General features: G+C 56.9%; 19 protein-coding genes. 12 read left to right on the forward strand and 7 right to left on the reverse strand.

The window, feature by feature from the left end; all coding sequences use genetic code 11:
- Positions 1-14: 14 nt before the first annotated feature.
- Both ACR0CW_RS06520 and ACR0CW_RS06525 read right to left on the reverse strand, forming a co-directional pair.
- Positions 15-197, reverse strand: coding sequence for a hypothetical protein (locus tag ACR0CW_RS06520; RefSeq protein ID WP_155150699.1), 183 nt, complete (start codon positions 195-197; stop codon positions 15-17).
- A 98-nt stretch (positions 198-295) separates the two neighbouring features.
- Positions 296-1,168 (reverse strand): helix-turn-helix domain-containing protein, encoded by an 873-nt coding sequence (locus ACR0CW_RS06525; RefSeq protein WP_170330740.1) that lies wholly within the window; start codon positions 1,166-1,168, stop codon positions 296-298.
- Between the two features lie 109 nt (positions 1,169-1,277).
- Here ACR0CW_RS06525 and ACR0CW_RS06530 point away from each other — a divergent pair, with 109 nt between their 5' ends.
- The 3 genes from ACR0CW_RS06530 to ACR0CW_RS06540 are packed head-to-tail and all read left to right on the forward strand — an operon-like array spanning position 1,278 to position 3,300.
- Positions 1,278-1,481, forward strand: a complete 204-nt coding sequence (locus ACR0CW_RS06530) for a DUF2061 domain-containing protein (protein WP_155150693.1) — start codon at positions 1,278-1,280, stop codon at positions 1,479-1,481.
- The gene (locus tag ACR0CW_RS06535) at positions 1,474-2,376 is read left to right on the forward strand and encodes a fatty acid desaturase (RefSeq protein ID WP_480787209.1); all 903 of its coding nucleotides are present in this window, start codon (positions 1,474-1,476) and stop codon (positions 2,374-2,376) included. Before ACR0CW_RS06530 ends, ACR0CW_RS06535 begins: the two co-directional genes overlap by 8 nt.
- Positions 2,377-2,397: 21 nt before the next feature.
- A complete protein-coding gene (locus ACR0CW_RS06540; protein ID WP_480787210.1) occupies positions 2,398-3,300 on the forward strand; it encodes an EamA family transporter in 903 nt (300 codons plus the stop codon).
- On the opposite strand, the gene ACR0CW_RS06545 is transcribed toward ACR0CW_RS06540, so the two are convergent.
- The 3 genes from ACR0CW_RS06545 to ACR0CW_RS06555 all read right to left on the reverse strand — a co-directional run bounded on the left by ACR0CW_RS06545 (position 3,297) and on the right by ACR0CW_RS06555 (position 7,448).
- Complete coding sequence (locus ACR0CW_RS06545; RefSeq protein ID WP_480787211.1) at positions 3,297-4,646, reverse strand: DEAD/DEAH box helicase; 1,350 nt, start codon at positions 4,644-4,646, stop codon at positions 3,297-3,299. The genes ACR0CW_RS06540 and ACR0CW_RS06545 overlap by 4 nt on opposite strands.
- Before the next feature lie 185 nt (positions 4,647-4,831).
- Entirely contained in the window at positions 4,832-5,776 is a 945-nt protein-coding gene (locus ACR0CW_RS06550; protein ID WP_480787212.1) for a glycosyltransferase family 2 protein, read from the reverse strand.
- 64 nt (positions 5,777-5,840) lie between these two features.
- Entirely contained in the window at positions 5,841-7,448 is a 1,608-nt protein-coding gene (locus ACR0CW_RS06555; RefSeq protein ID WP_480740407.1) for a peptide chain release factor 3, read from the reverse strand.
- Positions 7,449-7,557: 109 nt separating this feature from the next.
- Between ACR0CW_RS06555 and ACR0CW_RS06560 the strand changes: the two genes are divergently transcribed.
- From ACR0CW_RS06560 to ACR0CW_RS06595, 8 genes are all read left to right on the forward strand, one after another.
- Positions 7,558-7,920, forward strand: a complete 363-nt coding sequence (locus ACR0CW_RS06560; protein ID WP_480787213.1) for a SnoaL-like domain-containing protein — start codon at positions 7,558-7,560, stop codon at positions 7,918-7,920.
- A 75-nt stretch (positions 7,921-7,995) separates the two neighbouring features.
- Entirely contained in the window at positions 7,996-8,775 is a 780-nt protein-coding gene (locus ACR0CW_RS06565) for an SDR family oxidoreductase (protein ID WP_480787214.1), read from the forward strand.
- Positions 8,776-8,777: 2 nt separating this feature from the next.
- The gene (locus ACR0CW_RS06570) at positions 8,778-9,896 is read left to right on the forward strand and encodes a hypothetical protein (protein WP_480787215.1); all 1,119 of its coding nucleotides are present in this window, start codon (positions 8,778-8,780) and stop codon (positions 9,894-9,896) included.
- A gap of 102 nt (positions 9,897-9,998) precedes the next feature.
- A complete protein-coding gene (locus tag ACR0CW_RS06575; protein ID WP_480787216.1) occupies positions 9,999-11,045 on the forward strand; it encodes a methyltransferase domain-containing protein in 1,047 nt (348 codons plus the stop codon).
- An 80-nt stretch (positions 11,046-11,125) separates the two neighbouring features.
- Complete coding sequence (locus ACR0CW_RS06580; RefSeq protein WP_367646920.1) at positions 11,126-12,211, forward strand: ABC transporter ATP-binding protein; 1,086 nt, start codon at positions 11,126-11,128, stop codon at positions 12,209-12,211.
- Positions 12,212-12,334: 123 nt separating this feature from the next.
- Positions 12,335-13,117 (forward strand): 5'/3'-nucleotidase SurE, encoded by a 783-nt coding sequence (surE, locus tag ACR0CW_RS06585; protein WP_480787217.1) that lies wholly within the window; start codon positions 12,335-12,337, stop codon positions 13,115-13,117.
- Positions 13,114-13,764, forward strand: a complete 651-nt coding sequence (locus ACR0CW_RS06590) for a protein-L-isoaspartate(D-aspartate) O-methyltransferase (RefSeq protein WP_155150663.1) — start codon at positions 13,114-13,116, stop codon at positions 13,762-13,764. Before surE ends, ACR0CW_RS06590 begins: the two co-directional genes overlap by 4 nt.
- Positions 13,765-13,827: 63 nt before the next feature.
- Complete coding sequence (locus ACR0CW_RS06595; RefSeq protein ID WP_170330723.1) at positions 13,828-14,991, forward strand: LysM peptidoglycan-binding domain-containing M23 family metallopeptidase; 1,164 nt, start codon at positions 13,828-13,830, stop codon at positions 14,989-14,991.
- Positions 14,992-15,052: 61 nt separating this feature from the next.
- On the opposite strand, the gene ACR0CW_RS06600 is transcribed toward ACR0CW_RS06595, so the two are convergent.
- Together ACR0CW_RS06600 and ACR0CW_RS06605 are read right to left on the reverse strand one after the other, a co-directional pair.
- Positions 15,053-15,724, reverse strand: coding sequence for a helix-turn-helix transcriptional regulator (locus ACR0CW_RS06600; protein ID WP_480787218.1), 672 nt, complete (start codon positions 15,722-15,724; stop codon positions 15,053-15,055).
- Positions 15,725-15,754: 30 nt separating this feature from the next.
- Positions 15,755-16,060, reverse strand: coding sequence for a hypothetical protein (locus ACR0CW_RS06605; RefSeq protein WP_480787219.1), 306 nt, complete (start codon positions 16,058-16,060; stop codon positions 15,755-15,757).
- A gap of 221 nt (positions 16,061-16,281) precedes the next feature.
- On the opposite strand from ACR0CW_RS06605, the gene ACR0CW_RS06610 reads away from it, so the two are divergent.
- Positions 16,282-16,497 carry a twin-arginine translocase TatA/TatE family subunit gene (locus ACR0CW_RS06610; RefSeq protein ID WP_155150653.1) on the forward strand — a complete coding sequence of 72 codons (216 nt, stop codon included), beginning with the start codon at positions 16,282-16,284 and terminating at the stop codon, positions 16,495-16,497.
- The last annotated feature ends 2 nt before the right edge of the window (positions 16,498-16,499 follow it).

Here is a 16,499-nt window from a genome sequence, read left to right on the forward strand (position 1 = left end):
TGGGTTTTGTTATGTCAGCCCTGATTGGGGCCACGGAACTGGCGGATAGTCTGGCGAACCGCCTGCCAGTCCTGAGCTTGCTGGGTTTCCCCTGCGGCTTCACATTCACGCATTTTACGGGCCGCTTCAGCTTCGGCCCGATCTCCATGCGCCGAGTAGAGGGCGCGTGCGTATTGAGCGGTTTTCAGTGCGTCCATCCCATTGATCCTCCGTGATTGGTCGGATTGCCCGAAAGTTCGCGCAAGATGACTATACTATAGGATGAACTGATTGGCACTTTCCGGCTTCACAACAGTCACTCCGTTGCGCTGGTAATCGCCGAACGGAGCTGTCTGAGGTGTTCGGGAAAGTCTCGGGCTGTCATGTCAGCTTCGCGCACTAACGTATCGAAATGTCGTGTAAAAACCTCGATCCGATCACGATCTCGGAAGGCCATGTAGTGGCTGCCCGCATAGAAGACGCACAGAAGCGGACCGAAGATCGTTACCGGCGCGGAATAGAGCCGTTTTGCATCAAACAAGTAGATTCGCAGGCGTGGATAGAGCTGTTCGCACAGGTCCAGCAAGTGATCGATCTGAGCCAGCCGATTGTCCAGTGAAAGACCCTCGTAATATCCAGTGCCATGGGCAAAGCTGTGGATTTCAAACAGCGGCATGGCGATTTCATAGTCGGACTGGGCGCTGCGCATCCATGTCAGACGATCTGCCGATGCGCCGATGGCCTGATCTGCGGTTCGACCCAGATGCGGGGCATATTCCCATTCCAGCACTGCTCGGGTTTTGAGCATATCGGGCAGGGTGGCCGGAACGTAGCGGATTTTGTACCCCGCAGCCTGTTGGTGCCACTCGAAGATACGCTCATCTACCAAGGCGCGCGGGGCTTCGGCCATTGTCAGCGAACTGGCCAGCAATTCAGCAGCACTCTCTGGCCGGTCCGACAGGCTAAGCAACCAGTCTGCGGAAACGCCAAGTGCCGAAGCACAGCTTCCTACCACATGCGCATTGGGCAGACGTGCGCCAGCGCCGGTCAGAAGCTGTGACACTGTTGAGCGGTCGACCCCAATACTGCGCGCCAGTGCGCTCTGACTGATCTGGCGCTCTTCCATGGCGCGCGCCAAACGTAGGCGAAACTGCGCAGCGCGATCCCGTTTGTCTATGTTATCCTGCATGTGATGATTAATATCACACCTGATGAATTTTGTTAATCATATTCAGAATTCTCAGCAGGCCTCTATGTCGGTAACGCTTTTGTGAGAACAACAAAATATGGGGACCGGAATGGAGACGCGACGAAGATCTGTCGTGAAAGCAGTCGTTTGGAATCTGATGGGGTTGGTCATGATGACCCTTGTGGGTCTGATCGCCACAGGTTCGGCTGCCGTGGGTGGCGGGCTGGCATTGGTCAACACCGCCATCGGTCTGACACTGTATGTCATCTACGAACGGGTTTGGGCGGGTATCTCGTGGGGGCGCAATGGCTGATCCCACACCTCCCAAGTCGCCCGAATGGGGCACGTTCGGACTGATTGCAGCCTGCTATGCTGCGTGGCTGGCAGTTGTATTCTGGCTGGCGGGCTGGTCCCTGTGGCTGGCAATTCCCGTGATGGGCATGGTTGCAGCCCTGCATTCCTCGCTGACACATGAAGCGCTGCACGGACATCCGTTCCGTGCAAAATGGTTGAATGAAACACTGCTGGCTCTGCCGCTGACCCTGTTCATTCCATACAACCGCTTTCGCGATCTGCATCTGGCGCACCATCAGGATGCGAACCTGACGGACCCGTATGACGATCCTGAGTCGAATTATCTGGACCCGAAGATTTGGGCTTCACTGCCCGTTTGGAGGCGACACCTTTACAAGGCCAACAATACCCTGTTGGGACGCATCATTCTGGGGCCTGCCATCGGGCAGGTGGCATTCATGCGGGATGAGTGGACCGGTGCGACAAGAGGGGATCGCGCGATCCTGCTGGCCTGGGCCTTACACATTCCGGGTGTGGCAGTGGTTCTGTGGGTGGTTGCTCAGTCTCCTATGCCGGTCTGGGCCTTTGTTCTGTCGGCGTATATCGGGCTTGCGCTTGTCAAAATCCGGACGTTCCTTGAGCATCGTGCACATGAGAAATCTCGTGCCAGAACCGTGATCATTGAGGATCGTGGGTTGCTGGCTTTTCTGTTTCTTAACAACAATCTGCACGTCGTTCATCACATGAACCCATCGGCACCATGGTATCGTCTGCCTGCACTTTATCGCGCCGGTAAGGACCGGTATCTGGCCTGTAACGAATCCTATGTGTACCGATCCTATGGTGAGATTTTTCGCAGCTACTTCTGGCGTGCGAAGGATCCGGTTGCGCATCCGCTCTGGCCAAACGAGTGATTTAAGGACAGAAGGGAATCCATGAGTTTATGGATTCCCGTCACCATCGCTGCCGCCACATTTCAGACAGTGCGGTTCATGCTTCAGAAATCGCTGAGCAGTGTGAAATTGTCGGCTGCCGGTGCGACTTTTGCCCGGTTTGCCTATTCTGCGCCATTGGCCATTCTTGGGCTGATCGTCGCTTTGCAATTCACGGACTTGTCCGTTCCACTACTGTCAGCAAAGTTCTGGTTGTTCGTTGCCATCGGTGGAACAGCACAAATTCTGGCGACGGTGTGCGTGGTCGCGCTGTTCAAGCAGCGCAACTTTGCTGTTGGTATCACGTTTAAGAAAACCGAAGTGATACAGACTGCAATCGTTGGTTTCCTGATCCTTGGCGACAGCATCTCATTTGGCGCCTTTGCGGCTATCCTTTTGGGGCTGCTGGCGGTCCTGTTGCTGTCCAAAACACCTGGTGGGGATGGCGCATGGTGGCATCATTTGACCAACCGCGCGTCTCAGCTCGGGCTGGGATCAGGGGTGCTGTTTGCGTTTTCAGCGGTCAGTTATCGCGGGGCTTCGCTGCAACTGGGCGATATTGATGCCTGGTTCCGGGCGCTGGTCACTCTGGCTGCCGTGGTCACGTTCCAGTTCATCAGCATGTGGCTGTGGCTGCTTTGGCGAGACCGGGCCGAATTGCGTGCGGTTTGGGAAACGCGCCGCACCGGGGTTTTCGTTGGCCTTACCAGTTTGGGTGGATCGTTTTGCTGGTTTCTGGCCTTCACATTGCAAAACGCGGCTTATGTAAAGGCGCTGGGGCAGGTGGAACTGATCTTTAGCCTGATGGCGTCGACGCTGGTGTTCCACGAAAACATAACCCGGCGAGAGATCGCCGGGATTGCACTGTTGGGATTGTCGATACTGGTGCTTGTGCTGGCAATCTAGCCGGCACGCCGCTCATCAAAGCTGAGCGCGATGAAGCTGGGTAGGTGGTCGCCCATTCCAACGACCGCAGGACCGTTGTCATCTTTACGACCACGACCGCGTCCCTTGGGTTCTTTGTCCTTCTTGCCTTCGTTCCTTTTGTGGTCCGATGGCTTTGACTTTTTCTCAGGCTTCGGCGCTTCGGCTTTGGGCTCTTCCTTGATCGGGTTCTCGATGCGCGGGATCTGCTTTTGGATCAGCTTTTCAATCGCATCCAAAGCCTTTTCATCGCGGTTCGAGCAAATGGTAATGGCCTTGCCCTCGCGCCCGGCGCGTCCGGTTCGACCAATGCGGTGCACGTAGTCTTCGGCATGGCCAGGAACATCGAAATTGAAAACATGGCTGACCGACGGGATGTCCAGCCCACGCGCAGCCACGTCCGAAGCGACCAGAAGGCGAAGGGATCCATCCCGGAACCCATCCAGCGTTTTCATGCGCTGTGACTGATCCAGATCGCCATGGATCGCGGCAGCGTTATAGCCGTATTTCTTCAGCGATTTCGCGCAGATATCCACGTCCGTCTTACGGTTGCAGAAGATGATCGCGTTTGTGCATTTGTCGCCCTCGGCGTCGATCAGCGCGCGCAGAACCTTGCGTTTGGCGCTGGCCTCACGGTCACGGCGACCACCTTTGAACATGACCACACCTTGCTCGATGGTCTCGGAAGCGGTGGCCTGACGAGCAACCTCGATCCGGGCAGGGGCGGACAGGAACGTGTCAGTGATGCGCTCGATCTCGGACGCCATGGTGGCCGAGAAGAAGAGAGTCTGTCGCGTGAACGGCGTAAGCGAGAAGATGCGTTCGATATCAGGGATGAAGCCCATATCCAGCATCCGGTCGGCTTCGTCCACCACCATGATCTGAACGCCCGTCAGCAACAGCTTGCCGCGTTCGAAATGGTCCAGCAGACGGCCAGGAGTGGCGATCAGAACATCCACGCCACGATCAATCAGAGCCTCTTGCTCTTTGAAGCTGACGCCACCGATCAACAGTGCTTTGGTCAGTTTCAGGTGTTTGGTGTAGGTGTCGAAGTTCTCGGCAACCTGTGCCGCCAATTCACGCGTTGGGCACAACACTAGCGAACGCGGCATACGTGCTCGTGCACGGCCACGGGCCAGCAAGGTGATCATCGGCAGGGTAAAGCTGGCGGTCTTGCCAGTTCCCGTCTGGGCGATCCCCAGAACATCACGACCCTCAAGCGCGGGAGGGATCGCGCCCTCCTGAATTGGGGTGGGGGTTTCGTATCCGGCTTCCTCAATGGCTTTGAGGACCTTCGGGTTCAGGTTCAGTTCGTTAAATTTTGTCATGTATGTCCGGTTCATGCGGACACTAGACCTGGCCCGCGCGTCTGAGTTCTGCCGGGCCCGGATGGCCATGCACAGCGTGCGCATTTCGGCTTGCGCGGGGACATAACAAAAACGTGGGGCATGGTCAAATGAAGAGCCCTTTATCTTGTGTCCGCGAGGCCACGGTTTCGATTTTGTGCAACAATTCAGACGCTTTGGGGGAAGTGTTTCCGTAGCTTTGAATCCAGCTCCAAGGGGCGGTGCTTGATCAAGCCGTGCACTTGCAAGCGGGCGCGTACATCCGGGTCCGAGCCGCTCAACTCATCATAAAAGGCGCGCAAACCAGGCTCTCCGCCTTCTTCCTCGATCCAGTTGAACAGCTCGTTCTTGTTCAACCCGCCAAGCTCACGAGGGATATTGGGTGACATTCCGGGCTGATACGAACCGCGCTCCATGCGGAACCGGTAATGTGCCAGCCAATGGTCCCAGTCGGGCGCGTGCCTGTGACAAAGATCGATTTGTGGCAATTCGAACTTTTTATGCACCGGCTTCTTATCCTGAAACAGGTTATGAATACGAAAGCTGATTTTCCTCATGCCCGTGCGCACAAAGAGCTTGCCCTGAACGTGGCTTAAGAAACCGCCAAGCACAAAGGCACCGTAATTCGGATAAAGGTCTTGTATGAGAGCTTCGCGATCTGGTCCGATCGGGATGAACGCCTTGTATAGGTCCTTGGCTTCTGCGATCGACTCAACCGGACGGACGCGTGCAGAGGGGTAATTTTCTGGCACGGATCCGAGCAGGCTGGAAATCGGCTCTGATGGCCAGAGAAACTCATCCAGATCGATATGGGCCAGCCAGTCCTGTTCGCAGCGTCTGTAGGTAAAGGAGGAGTTTGCGGTCTGACGCAGTTGGTGCTTTTCGGGCCTTTCGCGATTTCGCTTGCCCCAATACGCATCGTCGCAATTGCAGACATCTACTTTTGGGTGAGCGTCCAATGCCTCAAAGGCCTTAGGGTTCGGTTCGTCCAGATAGATGTAGAGACGATCCACACCAAGATCGAGGTGATAGGCTGCAAAGCGCAGGATGTCCAAGGCGTCACCCCGAACGGTCGAGACAATGCCCCAGGTCACATCATCTGAGTCTGACATCGTGCAGTTGATACTCTGAAGAACACTGACAAATCATCCTGCGAAAGTTAGATGACGCGATCGATCACGTCATCATTTCCTTTGTCGCAGAAAGGTTTATTGCGGGATAGTCGCGTACGACGCGGTCGATATCCCACTGAAGCCGTGTCAGGTACACAACGTCGCCGTCATGGTCATGCGCAATGTGTTGTTTGTTGGCATTGGCGAACTTGTCGACCTCGGCCTTGTCACCGCTGACCCAGCGGGCTGAGGTGAACTGCGATGCTTCAAAGCGAACCGGCAGGCCGTATTCCATCTCGATCCGGCTGGCCAGCACCTCGAACTGCAGTGCGCCAACGACGCCGACGATAAAGCCCGAGCCGATTGAGGGTTTGAAAACCTTGGCCGCGCCTTCTTCGGCGAATTGCATCAGGGCCTTTTCCAGATGCTTGGCCTTCATCGGATCGCCCGCGCGCACGCCTTGCAGCAGTTCCGGCGCAAAGGAGGGGATACCCGAAACGCGCAGCGCTTCGCCCTCGGTCAGGGTGTCACCGATGCGCAGTTGACCATGGTTAGGGATACCGATGATATCGCCGGCCCAGGCCTCTTCGGCCAGTTCGCGATCAGAGGCCAGGAACAGAACCGGGTTGGAAATCGCCATCGGTTTCTTCGACCGCACGTGGGTCAGCTTCATGCCACGTTTGAAGTGACCGCTTGCCATGCGGACAAAGGCCACCCGGTCACGGTGCTTGGGATCCATGTTGGCCTGCACCTTAAAGACAAAACCCGCGACCTTTTTCTCATCCGGTGAAATCTGACGTGGTTCAGCGGATTGTATCTGCGGTTGTGGACCATACGCTCCGATGCCTTCCATCAACTCTTTTACACCGAACGAGTTGATCGCCGATCCGAACCAGATCGGGGTCATGTGCCCTTCAAGTACTGCTTGCGGGTCGAGTTTGGGCAGCAATTCGCGCGCCATCTCAACCTCTTCCAGCAGTTTTTCCAACAGGTGCTCGGGCACGTGTTCAGCAAGCTTGGGGTCGTCCAGACCATTGATTTCGATGCTTTCCGCCACCTTGTTGCGGTCAGCGCGGTCCATCAGCTCTAGCCGGTCGCGCAGCATATCGTAGCAGCCGATGAAATCGCGGCCCACGCCAATGGGCCAAGCGGCGGGCGTGACGTCGATGGCCAGCATCTCCTGAATTTCGTCGATGATCTCGAACGTATCGCGGCTTTCGCGGTCCATCTTGTTACAGAAGGTCAGGATCGGCAGATCGCGCAGGCGGCAGACTTCGAACAGTTTCTGCGTTTGGCTTTCCACACCTTTTGCGCCATCGATCACCATCACGGCCGCGTCCACAGCGGTCAGGGTGCGATATGTATCTTCCGAGAAGTCGGAGTGGCCGGGTGTGTCCACCAGATTGAACCGGAAGTTGTCATAGTCGAACGACATGGCCGATGCAGAGACCGAGATGCCCCGATCTTTTTCCATCTGCATGAAGTCCGAACGCGTTCGCCGTGCTTCACCTTTCGCGCGCACCTGACCAGCCATTTGAATAGCACCCCCATAAAGAAGGAACTTTTCAGTCAGCGTCGTCTTGCCGGCATCCGGATGCGAGATGATGGCGAAGGTCCGGCGTCGGGCGATCTCGGGCGGCAATACGGGTTGGTTCGAGGCGGTATCAAGCATAAGCGCGCGTATAGGCGGGGAATCCTGCCGAGGCAAGGCAAAGGGGGTGGTTCGAATCGTACGGTTGCGATAAAAAGAACATATAGTGAACAAATGATGGAGTGGACCAATGAATTTGAAAGAAATTGCAGAAGAACTGGTCACTGGTTGTCGCGATAACAGAGCCAAAGCCAATCTGGATAAACTCTATGCCTCAGACGCCGTTTCGGTCGAAGCAGCGGATATGCAGGGCATGGGGCGCGAGGCGCGTGGACTGGATGCGATCCGTGGAAAACACGAATGGTGGGAAAGCTCTACCGAAGTAACCGGCGGGTCGGTCAGCGATCCATTCCTGCATGGCGATGATCGGTTTGCTGTGATCTTCGAGGTGCAGGGTACCATGAAGGAAAGCGGCGACAGCTTCGATATGCGCGAAGTTGCGATCTATCACGTCGCTGATGGCAAGATCGTCCGCGAAGAGTTCTTTTACTGAGGCGACGCTGCCGTTCTGGTCTTCTCTGTCTGGCCGGTGCTAGACAAGCGGGCAACGACTGACAGGGAGGATCGTATGGATCTGGGAATACAGGGAAAACGTGCGCTGGTAAGCGCAAGCAGCAAGGGCTTGGGTCTGGGCTGCGCCGAGGCTTTGGCAGCGGCGGGTGTTGATCTGGTGATGAACGCGCGCGGGTCGGATGCTTTGGAAGCAGCAGCCGAACGCATTCGCGCGGATCATGACGTTCAGGTGCTGACCGTGGCCTGTGATGTGACGACACCCGAAGGGCAAGCGCAGGTGATCGAGGCGGCCGATGGGGTCGATATTCTGGTGACCAACGCCGGCGGCCCACCGCCGGGCCTGTGGTCGGACTGGGAGCGTAAGGATTTCATCAAGGCGCTGGATGCAAACATGCTGACACCGATAGCCTTCATGAAAGCGCTACTGCCGGGCATGATGCACACGGGCTGGGGAAGGGTGGTCAACATCACCTCTCAATCCGTTCGCGCGCCGATCCCGGCCTTGGGGCTGTCGAATGCCGCAAGGACCGGCCTGACTGGCTATGTCGCTGGAACCTCGCGCCAGGTGGCCCCGCACGGTGTAACGATCAACAACCTGTTGCCGGGTATCCATGCCACGGATCGTGCAGACTCGCTGGATGGCGGGGTCGCATCACAAAAAGGGATTTCCATGGACGAGGCGCGTGCCGAACGCGCGGCGACAATTCCTGCGCGCCGTTATGGCACGCGGCAGGAATTTGGTGCTGCCTGTGCGTTCCTGTGCTCTCAACATGCTGGTTTCATCGTTGGGCAGAACATTCTGCTGGACGGTGGCGGCACCAATCTGACGATGTAATCATGTCGCAGGGATTCTCGCTGAAAGATCAGTTGTTCAACGCAGAAAAGACCCGCTATCTGGCGGGGCTTTTTGCCGATGCTCAGCCAACATTTGACGCGCCCGCATTTGAGGCGGCGGTGATGGCCAAACTGCCGGAACTTGAGCTGAAAGAGCGCATGACCTGGATCGCAGAATGCCTGCAACAGGCCATTCCTGGCGATCTTCCGACTGTTGCACCGGTGATCCTGCGTGCGCTGCCCGAGCCACTGGACCCGGGTAAGACAGACGATGATTTCGGCGACTTCATCTTTGCATCGCTTGGTGATTGGGTAGTTGCCGTCGGATTGGAACATCCGGAACTGGCGCTGGATGTTCTGGCGGAACTGACGCAGCGGTTTTCGATGGAATGGGCCATTCGCCCATTCCTCAATCGCTGGCCTGACGAGGTTGTGACGCGCATGCAGGATTGGTGTGGGCATTCCAGCTATCATGTGCGCAGGTTGGTCAGCGAAGGAACCCGGCCGAGATTGCCTTGGGGGCAGGCAGTTGGGCTGGATCTGGCTGATCCTTTGCCTTTGCTGGATCAACTGCATCGCGACAACACTCGCTATGTTACCCGGTCGGTGGCCAATCATCTGAACGACATCACAAAGAAAGAGCCGGAACTGGTGTTGCAGCGCCTGCAGGACTGGCAGGATAGCGGTGCACAGGATGCCGAAGAACTGCAGTGGATGACGTCTCATGCGTTGCGCGGGCTGGTGAAGTCTGGCCATGCAGGCGCAATGAAGATGCTGGGATATGATCCCGATGCAGATCTGGATGTCTCGATCAAGGTTGAGGGCGAAGCCATTATCGATGGCGCGCTGGAGTTTTCTGTTGCGATCTCTGGACAGGAAAAACAACCTGTTCTGGTTGATTATATCATTCATTTCCAGAGGCCTGGCGGGAAGATCTCACCTAAGGTTCATAAGCTGAAACAGGCTGAACTGAAGGATGGGTCTCTGACCTTGTCCAAGCGCCACAAACTCAAGGGTAATGCCACAACGTTTAAACTGGTCCCTGGTGCGCATCGGCTGGAGATTCAGGTGAACGGGCAGGTTCGCGGCGGTGTTGATTTCGAATTGCTGGAGAAATCTTAAACACACCGATTCACGCTTTCGTCAGATGGGACGGTCCCGGATTGCACGGCAACCCGGGCTGCTCTAGCTGCTTTTCAGTTCGTGATGAAAAGGAAAGCTCTGATGAAGCATGAGGCTGTGCAGAATTATTATGGTGAGGTCCTGCAGGGCAGCACGGATTTGCAGACGAACGCTTGCTGCACCCCCGACGACATGCCTGATCACGTCAAGCAGATTTTGTCGCGAATTCATGATGATGTGCTGACCCGATATTATGGATGCGGCCTGATCGCGCCTCTGGATCTGGAAGGTATGCACATTCTTGATCTGGGATGCGGTGCTGGCCGGGACGTCTATGCTCTGTCGGCTATGGTGGGCGAAACGGGCCGCGTTGTTGGCGTGGACATGACGCCCGCGCAGCTGGAAATTGCACGGTCTCATCAGGACTATCACGCGAATGCATTTGGTTATGCGGCCAGCAATGTCGAGTTTCATCACGGCTACATCGAAAAGCTGGACGAACTGGATCTTGAGCCCGGCTCATTCGACATCATCGTTTCCAACTGCGTCATCAATCTGGCCACTGACAAGGCGGCTGTTCTGCGCGGTGCGCATCGGTTGCTGAAGGACGGTGGAGAGATGTATTTCTCGGATGTCTATTCTGACCGACGTGTGCCCAAGGCCATGGCCGAGGATGAGGTTCTGTATGGGGAGTGCCTGTCAGGCGCGCTCTATTGGAACGACTTCCTGACGCTGTCACGTGCCGCCGGATTTGGTGACCCGCGCCGGGTTACGCATCGTCCGCTGACTATTGAAAATCCGGTCCTCGAAGAACGTGTTGCGCCGCTGAGCTTCATTTCAGCGACTTACCGTCTGTTCAAACTGCCCGAGCTCGAGCCCGCGTGCGAAGATTATGGGCAGGCGGTGATCTACAAGGGAACGATCCCGCATGCACCGCATATGTTTGCGCTGGATGATCACCACTTTATCGAAGCCGGCAAGGTGTTCCCCGTGTGCGGCAATACATGGATGATGCTTCAGGATACGCGTTTCGCGCGCCATTTTGAGTTCATCGGCGATTTCTCGACCCACTACGGAATTTTCGAAGGGTGTGGAGGGGATAGCCCGTTTGTCGTCGAAGGTGAGGCAGCGTCGACCGGTTGCTGCTGATCTCTTGCGCCTGAGAGGCGGGGTTGATATCCCCGCCCAAGCCCGATGAATTTGATCGGGAAAGGCAACGGGGTCTATCGGTGACAGTTAACGCAGCTCCTCCTCGTCTGGAAATTCGTAATATTGTCCGCCAGTTCGAAGGACGGACTGTTGTTGACGACGTCTCGCTAAGCGTTCAAGCCGGGCAGGTGACCTGTCTGCTGGGGCCATCTGGCTGCGGTAAATCCACGACATTGCGGATGATTGCCGGTGTCGAGATGCAGGACTCGGGCGAGATTTATGTGGATGGCAAGCTGATCTGCGACACCATCTTTCGCGTACCGCCCGAACGGCGTGAGATCGGTCTGATGTTTCAGGACTTTGCGCTGTTTCCGCATCTGAGTGTTGCCGATAACGTGTCATTCGGGCTGAGAAGCAGCAAAGAAGAAAAGCGCGCCCGTGTTGAAGAGCTGCTGACCAAGGTCGATCTGATGCGGTTCATTGATGGTTTTCCGCATCAGTTGTCCGGGGGTGAGCAACAGCGCGTTGCGCTCGCGCGTGCGCTTGCGCCGCGTCCACGCATCATGTTGATGGATGAACCTTTCTCGGGTCTCGACAACCGGTTGAGGGATGGTATCCGGGATGAGACCCTGGCCATTCTGAAAGAAGAAGACGCGGCAGTTCTTCTGGTCACGCATGAACCGGAAGAGGCTATGCGGATGGCGGATGAAATCGCTCTGATGCGTGGTGGTAAGATCGTTCAGCAGGGCGCGCCGTACAACGTCTATACCCGACCTGCGGATAAAGCAGCTGTTGCTTTCTTCAGTGATGTCAATATCTTGCCTGCCACTGTTAACGGTGCTCTGGCGGACACCCCGTTCGGGCAGTTTCTGGCTCCGGGTGTTCCGGACGGTACGGATGTCGAGATCGTGTTTCGACCTCAGCACGTCAAACTGGACTTTGATCGCAACGGCAAAGGTCCGGCGCCGACCCCTAGTGCTGGAACCGCCGCCCGGGGCGTAGTGGAACGGGCGCGGTTTCTGGGCAATGAAAGCCTGGTGGAATTCAGGATGGATCACGATGGATCGATCCTGAAGGTGACCGTCCCGAATGTCTTTGTGCCTCAGCCCGGTCGCGCCATGTGGCTTACGATCCGCCGGGATCGTTGCTTTGTTTTCCCAACCTGATCTCTGATTGGTGCAGTTTCCGCCCGAGTGGTGCGCGAATGCCGCAGATTGCATACGCGCTTTGCTTGCCGCAGCGCGGGGGCGCGTCTATCAAGGGCGAAACGTGGGGGTAGTGCAGGCATCATGCGAATTCTTCTGACAAATGACGACGGGATCAACGCACCAGGCTTGATCACGCTCGAAGCGATTGCGGCCGATCTGGCTGGTCCGGATGGTGAGGTCTGGGTTGTAGCACCTGCGTTTGAGCAGTCGGGCGTCGGACACTGCATCAGCTATACCCATCCGATGATGGTCGCAAAGTTGGACGAGCGACGGTTTGCTGCCGAAGGCTCACCAGCCGACTGCGTGCTTGCCGGGCTGCATGACGTGATGAAGGATGCGCAGCCCGATCTTGTGCTGTCTGGCGTAAATCGAGGAAACAACTCGGCAGAAAACACGCTGTATTCCGGAACCATCGGCGGTGCGATGGAAGCAGCTTTGCAGGGTGTTCCGGCAATCGCATTGTCGCAGTATTTCGGTCCACGCAATCTGGGGCTGGAAGATCCGTTCGAGGCTGCGGCGCGCTATGGTGCCGATCTGGTGCGGCGCATTCTGGATGCCACACCGCATGAAGATGTGGATTACCGCCTGTTTTACAACGTGAATTTCCCGCCTGTATCTGCAGATGAAGTGCTGGGCACTCGTGTTGCACCGCAGGGATACCGTCGGGATACCCATTTCGGGGTTGAGCCACACAGCTCACCTTCGGGGCGTCGGTTCCTATGGATCAAGGGTGGCTACCAGCACAACCCGACTGCTCCGGGGACGGATGCAGCTGTCAATCTGGAAGGCTATATATCGGTTACACCGATGCGGGCCGACCTGACCGCGCATGACGCGCTTGAGGCTTTGAAGACGATCGAATGACCGGACCAAGCCCTGAAACCATAATGCAGTTCCTATTTGCCTTGCGCTCGCGCGGGGTGACGGACGCGCGCGTGTTGGCAGCGATGGAACAGGTTGACCGGGGTCTGTTTGTCAAAGGTCTGTTTGCTGATCGTGCCTACGAAGATACGCCGCTGCCAATCGCCTGCGGCCAGACGATCAGTCAGCCCTCGGTCGTTGGTCTGATGACGCAGGCGCTTCAGGTCAGTCCGCGCGATACCGTCCTCGAAGTCGGGACGGGTTCGGGTTACCAGGCCGCAATCCTGTCCAAGCTGGCGCGGCGTGTTTATACCGTTGAGCGGCACAAGCGTCTGGTTCGGGAAACCGGGCAGCTTTTCCGTGATATGGGACTGACCAATGTCACGGCCATGTTGTCCGATGGATCCCACGGTTTGCCCGAGCAGGCACCGTTTGATCGCATCATCATTACGGCGGCTGCCGAAGACCCGCCAGGGCCGCTCTTGGCGCAGCTGAAAATCGGCGGTATCATGGTCTTACCCGTGGGACAGTCGGATGCGGTGCAAACCCTGATCAGGGTTCGACGTACTGAGGATGGTCTGGACTATGACGAATTGTTGCCTGTCCGTTTTGTGCCCCTGCTGGAGGGGCTTGGGAAGGACGAGGCGTAAAGGACGTTTCCGAATTGTGCACCGGAACCCCGGTAAACAGGGGCAGGTGTTGAGGACAGAGATATGAGAGCAGTTTCCAAATCTACTATGCGCCGCTGCGCAACGGGTTTTGCCGCATTGGTCGTTCTTGCGGGATGCGAGGGGCCGATCGACTATGACCTGCGAGGCAAGGTAGGCGGGTTTTCCACCGCAGACGCAGCACTGGCAGCGACGGCGAACCGTCCCACACCGGATGCGCGTGGTGTCATTACTTATCCGACCTATCAGGTTGCCGTTGCCCAGAAAGGTGACACCGTCACCCAAGTCGCATCGCGTGTGGGCTTACCCGCTGCAGAACTGGCCCGCTACAACGGTTTGAATGCCAATGACCCTCTGCGCGAGGGTGAGGTTCTGGCGCTGCCGCGTTCGGTCGGGGCTAGCAGCAATGTAGACATCGCCGCAATTGCAGGATCAGCGATTGATGAGGCTCCGGCTACGGGTTCAGTTCAGACTTCGACACTTGAACCGGCAAAGCCAGCCCCAGCACCAGTGGCAGCGGGCCCCGAGCCGATCCGTCACAAGGTCAAGCGTGGCGAAACAGCTTACACCATCTCGCGCCTGTATCAGGTTCCGGTGGAATCGTTGGCTGAATGGAATGGTTTGGGTCCGGACTTCACTGTTCGTGAAGGTCAATTCCTGCTCATCCCCGTCAAGGATCAGCCAGCGCCGCGCAATACCGCAGCCGCATCGACAACCGGTGCGACGGCTGTGACCCAGCCGGGGCAGGGTTCACCAACGCCTACACCGCCCAGTGCGACACAGCCGCTGCCGGATGAGAAGGTCGCGCCGGTCACCCCCGCGCCTGATGTGACTGCCGAGGCTCCGACAAATTCAGGAAGTTCGGCACTGGCGTTACCGGTCTCGGGCAAGATTGTGCGCCCGTATCGCAAAGGCAAGAACGAAGGTATCGACATCGCGGCCTCTCCGGGTACAGCCGTGAACGCGGCCGAGGCGGGTACCGTGGCCGCAATTACATCAGATGCGGACCAGGTTCCGATCATTGTGGTCAAACACAACAATGATCTGCTGACGGTCTATGCGAATGTGCAGGATATTACCGTCAAAAAAGGCGACCGGGTTCGTCGTGGCCAAAAGATCGCGGCCCTGCGCGGCGGGGACAATGCCTATGTGCATTTCGAGGTGCGCAAGGGCTTCGAATCCGTTGATCCGGAACCCTATCTGAAGTGATCGAGATGGCCCGTTTTGGGCCGTGCCTCTGGCAGAAGTAGTTTTGAAAAGATGGGGCTAGTCAGGCGTTTGGGTCGTAGTCGCTCAGGCGTTTACCCACCTCGTCCGAAAAAATCTCGGGCAGGGGTGTGACTGTTTCGATCAGGTCGATGCGGAACACCCGAAAACCAGCGCGCAGTTCGCACCATGCGGTCAGGGTCCAGACGCGGCCCCAATATTCCATATGCAGTGGGCGGATGGTCCGTTCCGTAAGGACGCCATCGATCCGACGATACGAGAGATGAAGTTTTTGCCGGGACTTTATGGCTGCGCGGATTGGAGCCATATGCGCCAGACCACGTGCCGCATCGGCAAAGGGGTAGACTGCAAACTTCCAGGTATCAGCCTCGGCAACCACCTGAGTAGGCAATACGGCATCGATCTTGTCAGCCAATGACTCGGCAGCGGCTTTGAGATCGGGGTCAGCGGCCTCGGCAACGATTGCCATTCCGAGGTTCAACGCCTCCAGTTCGGCGGGGGTCAGGTTAAGCGGGGGCAGGGTGATCTGTTCACGTACCATGTACCCGACACCGCGCTCACCCTCGACCGGTACGCCCGAGGCAACCAGTGTATCCATGTCACGATAAATCGTGCGGACCGACACCTCGAGCCGGTCCGCGATGTCCTGTGCGCGATGCAGTCTACCGTCGCGCAGGATCTGGATGATATCGAACAATCGATCAGTGCGGCGCATCGGCTTTACCCTGTTGCGCCGCGCCAACCGTCATGCAGTCATATTCCATAGCACATGCTCATGGCGCATCTGGATACTGTCGGGCTGGATCGCCGCGATCAGGGCCGGTGCGAAATCCTGTTGCGGGAATTGGGCGGCTGCGTCCTGCGCCGCTTTCATATCCTTCCAGATGACATAATCGGTCCAGCGGCCGTCTTCGCCCTGACTGAGCTGACGATGGGTGAAACCCGGTGCTGACCTGACAAAACTCTCAGAGGCCTGGCTGAGCTTCACGAATTCCTCCGGCGTTGTGCCATTGGCGAGCGTGAAGGTTACGATTTCTGCGACATGCGTCATTTGGATCTCCATTGACTAGGTTTCGATGTCGTAGTTCTAGTCGCCTACAACTGACATAAACCTGTCAGTTGAGAAAAGCGACCCCCTTAAATTCGTAGATTTACCGTGATTTTGATCGCCAAACCGTTCTGCTTGTCTTTTGTGGAAAGCCCACAAGGCGTAAACACGATGCGAAATCGAATATCCGGCGCGCATCGCGCCGACGCATAAGGAGAAGAGACATGCTCAACAATATCGGCCTTCCAGGCATCCTGCTTATTGCTGTTGTTGTTCTCGTGCTGTTTGGTCGTGGCAAGATCAGTTCGTTGATGGGCGAAGTTGGCAAAGGGATCACTTCGTTCAAGAAAGGCATCAAGGAAGGTTCGGAAGAAATCGAACAGGATGCGTCCGAGCTGGCCAAGGACGTCACGCCCGAGACCGACAAAGACAAGGTCTGATC

This window comes from Ruegeria sp. CH6 (genome assembly GCF_056537005.1).

Bases quoted from the DNA above. Each gene is read 5' to 3' on its own strand.
- ACR0CW_RS06520 (WP_155150699.1), bottom strand. From the start codon at position 197: ATGGACGCACTGAAAACCGCTCAATACGCACGCGCCCTCTACTCGGCG.
- ACR0CW_RS06525 (WP_170330740.1), bottom strand. From the start codon at position 1,168: ATGCAGGATAACATAGACAAACGGGATCGCGCTGCGCAGTTTCGCCTA.
- ACR0CW_RS06530 (WP_155150693.1), top strand. From the start codon at position 1,278: ATGGAGACGCGACGAAGATCTGTCGTGAAAGCAGTCGTTTGGAATCTG.
- ACR0CW_RS06535 (WP_480787209.1), top strand. From the start codon at position 1,474: ATGGCTGATCCCACACCTCCCAAGTCGCCCGAATGGGGCACGTTCGGA.
- ACR0CW_RS06540 (WP_480787210.1), top strand. From the start codon at position 2,398: ATGAGTTTATGGATTCCCGTCACCATCGCTGCCGCCACATTTCAGACA.
- ACR0CW_RS06545 (WP_480787211.1), bottom strand. From the start codon at position 4,646: ATGACAAAATTTAACGAACTGAACCTGAACCCGAAGGTCCTCAAAGCC.
- ACR0CW_RS06550 (WP_480787212.1), bottom strand. From the start codon at position 5,776: ATGTCAGACTCAGATGATGTGACCTGGGGCATTGTCTCGACCGTTCGG.
- ACR0CW_RS06555 (WP_480740407.1), bottom strand. From the start codon at position 7,448: ATGCTTGATACCGCCTCGAACCAACCCGTATTGCCGCCCGAGATCGCC.
- ACR0CW_RS06560 (WP_480787213.1), top strand. From the start codon at position 7,558: ATGAATTTGAAAGAAATTGCAGAAGAACTGGTCACTGGTTGTCGCGAT.
- ACR0CW_RS06565 (WP_480787214.1), top strand. From the start codon at position 7,996: ATGGATCTGGGAATACAGGGAAAACGTGCGCTGGTAAGCGCAAGCAGC.
- ACR0CW_RS06570 (WP_480787215.1), top strand. From the start codon at position 8,778: ATGTCGCAGGGATTCTCGCTGAAAGATCAGTTGTTCAACGCAGAAAAG.
- ACR0CW_RS06575 (WP_480787216.1), top strand. From the start codon at position 9,999: ATGAAGCATGAGGCTGTGCAGAATTATTATGGTGAGGTCCTGCAGGGC.
- surE (WP_480787217.1), top strand. From the start codon at position 12,335: ATGCGAATTCTTCTGACAAATGACGACGGGATCAACGCACCAGGCTTG.
- ACR0CW_RS06590 (WP_155150663.1), top strand. From the start codon at position 13,114: ATGACCGGACCAAGCCCTGAAACCATAATGCAGTTCCTATTTGCCTTG.
- ACR0CW_RS06595 (WP_170330723.1), top strand. From the start codon at position 13,828: ATGAGAGCAGTTTCCAAATCTACTATGCGCCGCTGCGCAACGGGTTTT.
- ACR0CW_RS06600 (WP_480787218.1), bottom strand. From the start codon at position 15,724: ATGCGCCGCACTGATCGATTGTTCGATATCATCCAGATCCTGCGCGAC.
- ACR0CW_RS06605 (WP_480787219.1), bottom strand. From the start codon at position 16,060: ATGACGCATGTCGCAGAAATCGTAACCTTCACGCTCGCCAATGGCACA.
- ACR0CW_RS06610 (WP_155150653.1), top strand. From the start codon at position 16,282: ATGCTCAACAATATCGGCCTTCCAGGCATCCTGCTTATTGCTGTTGTT.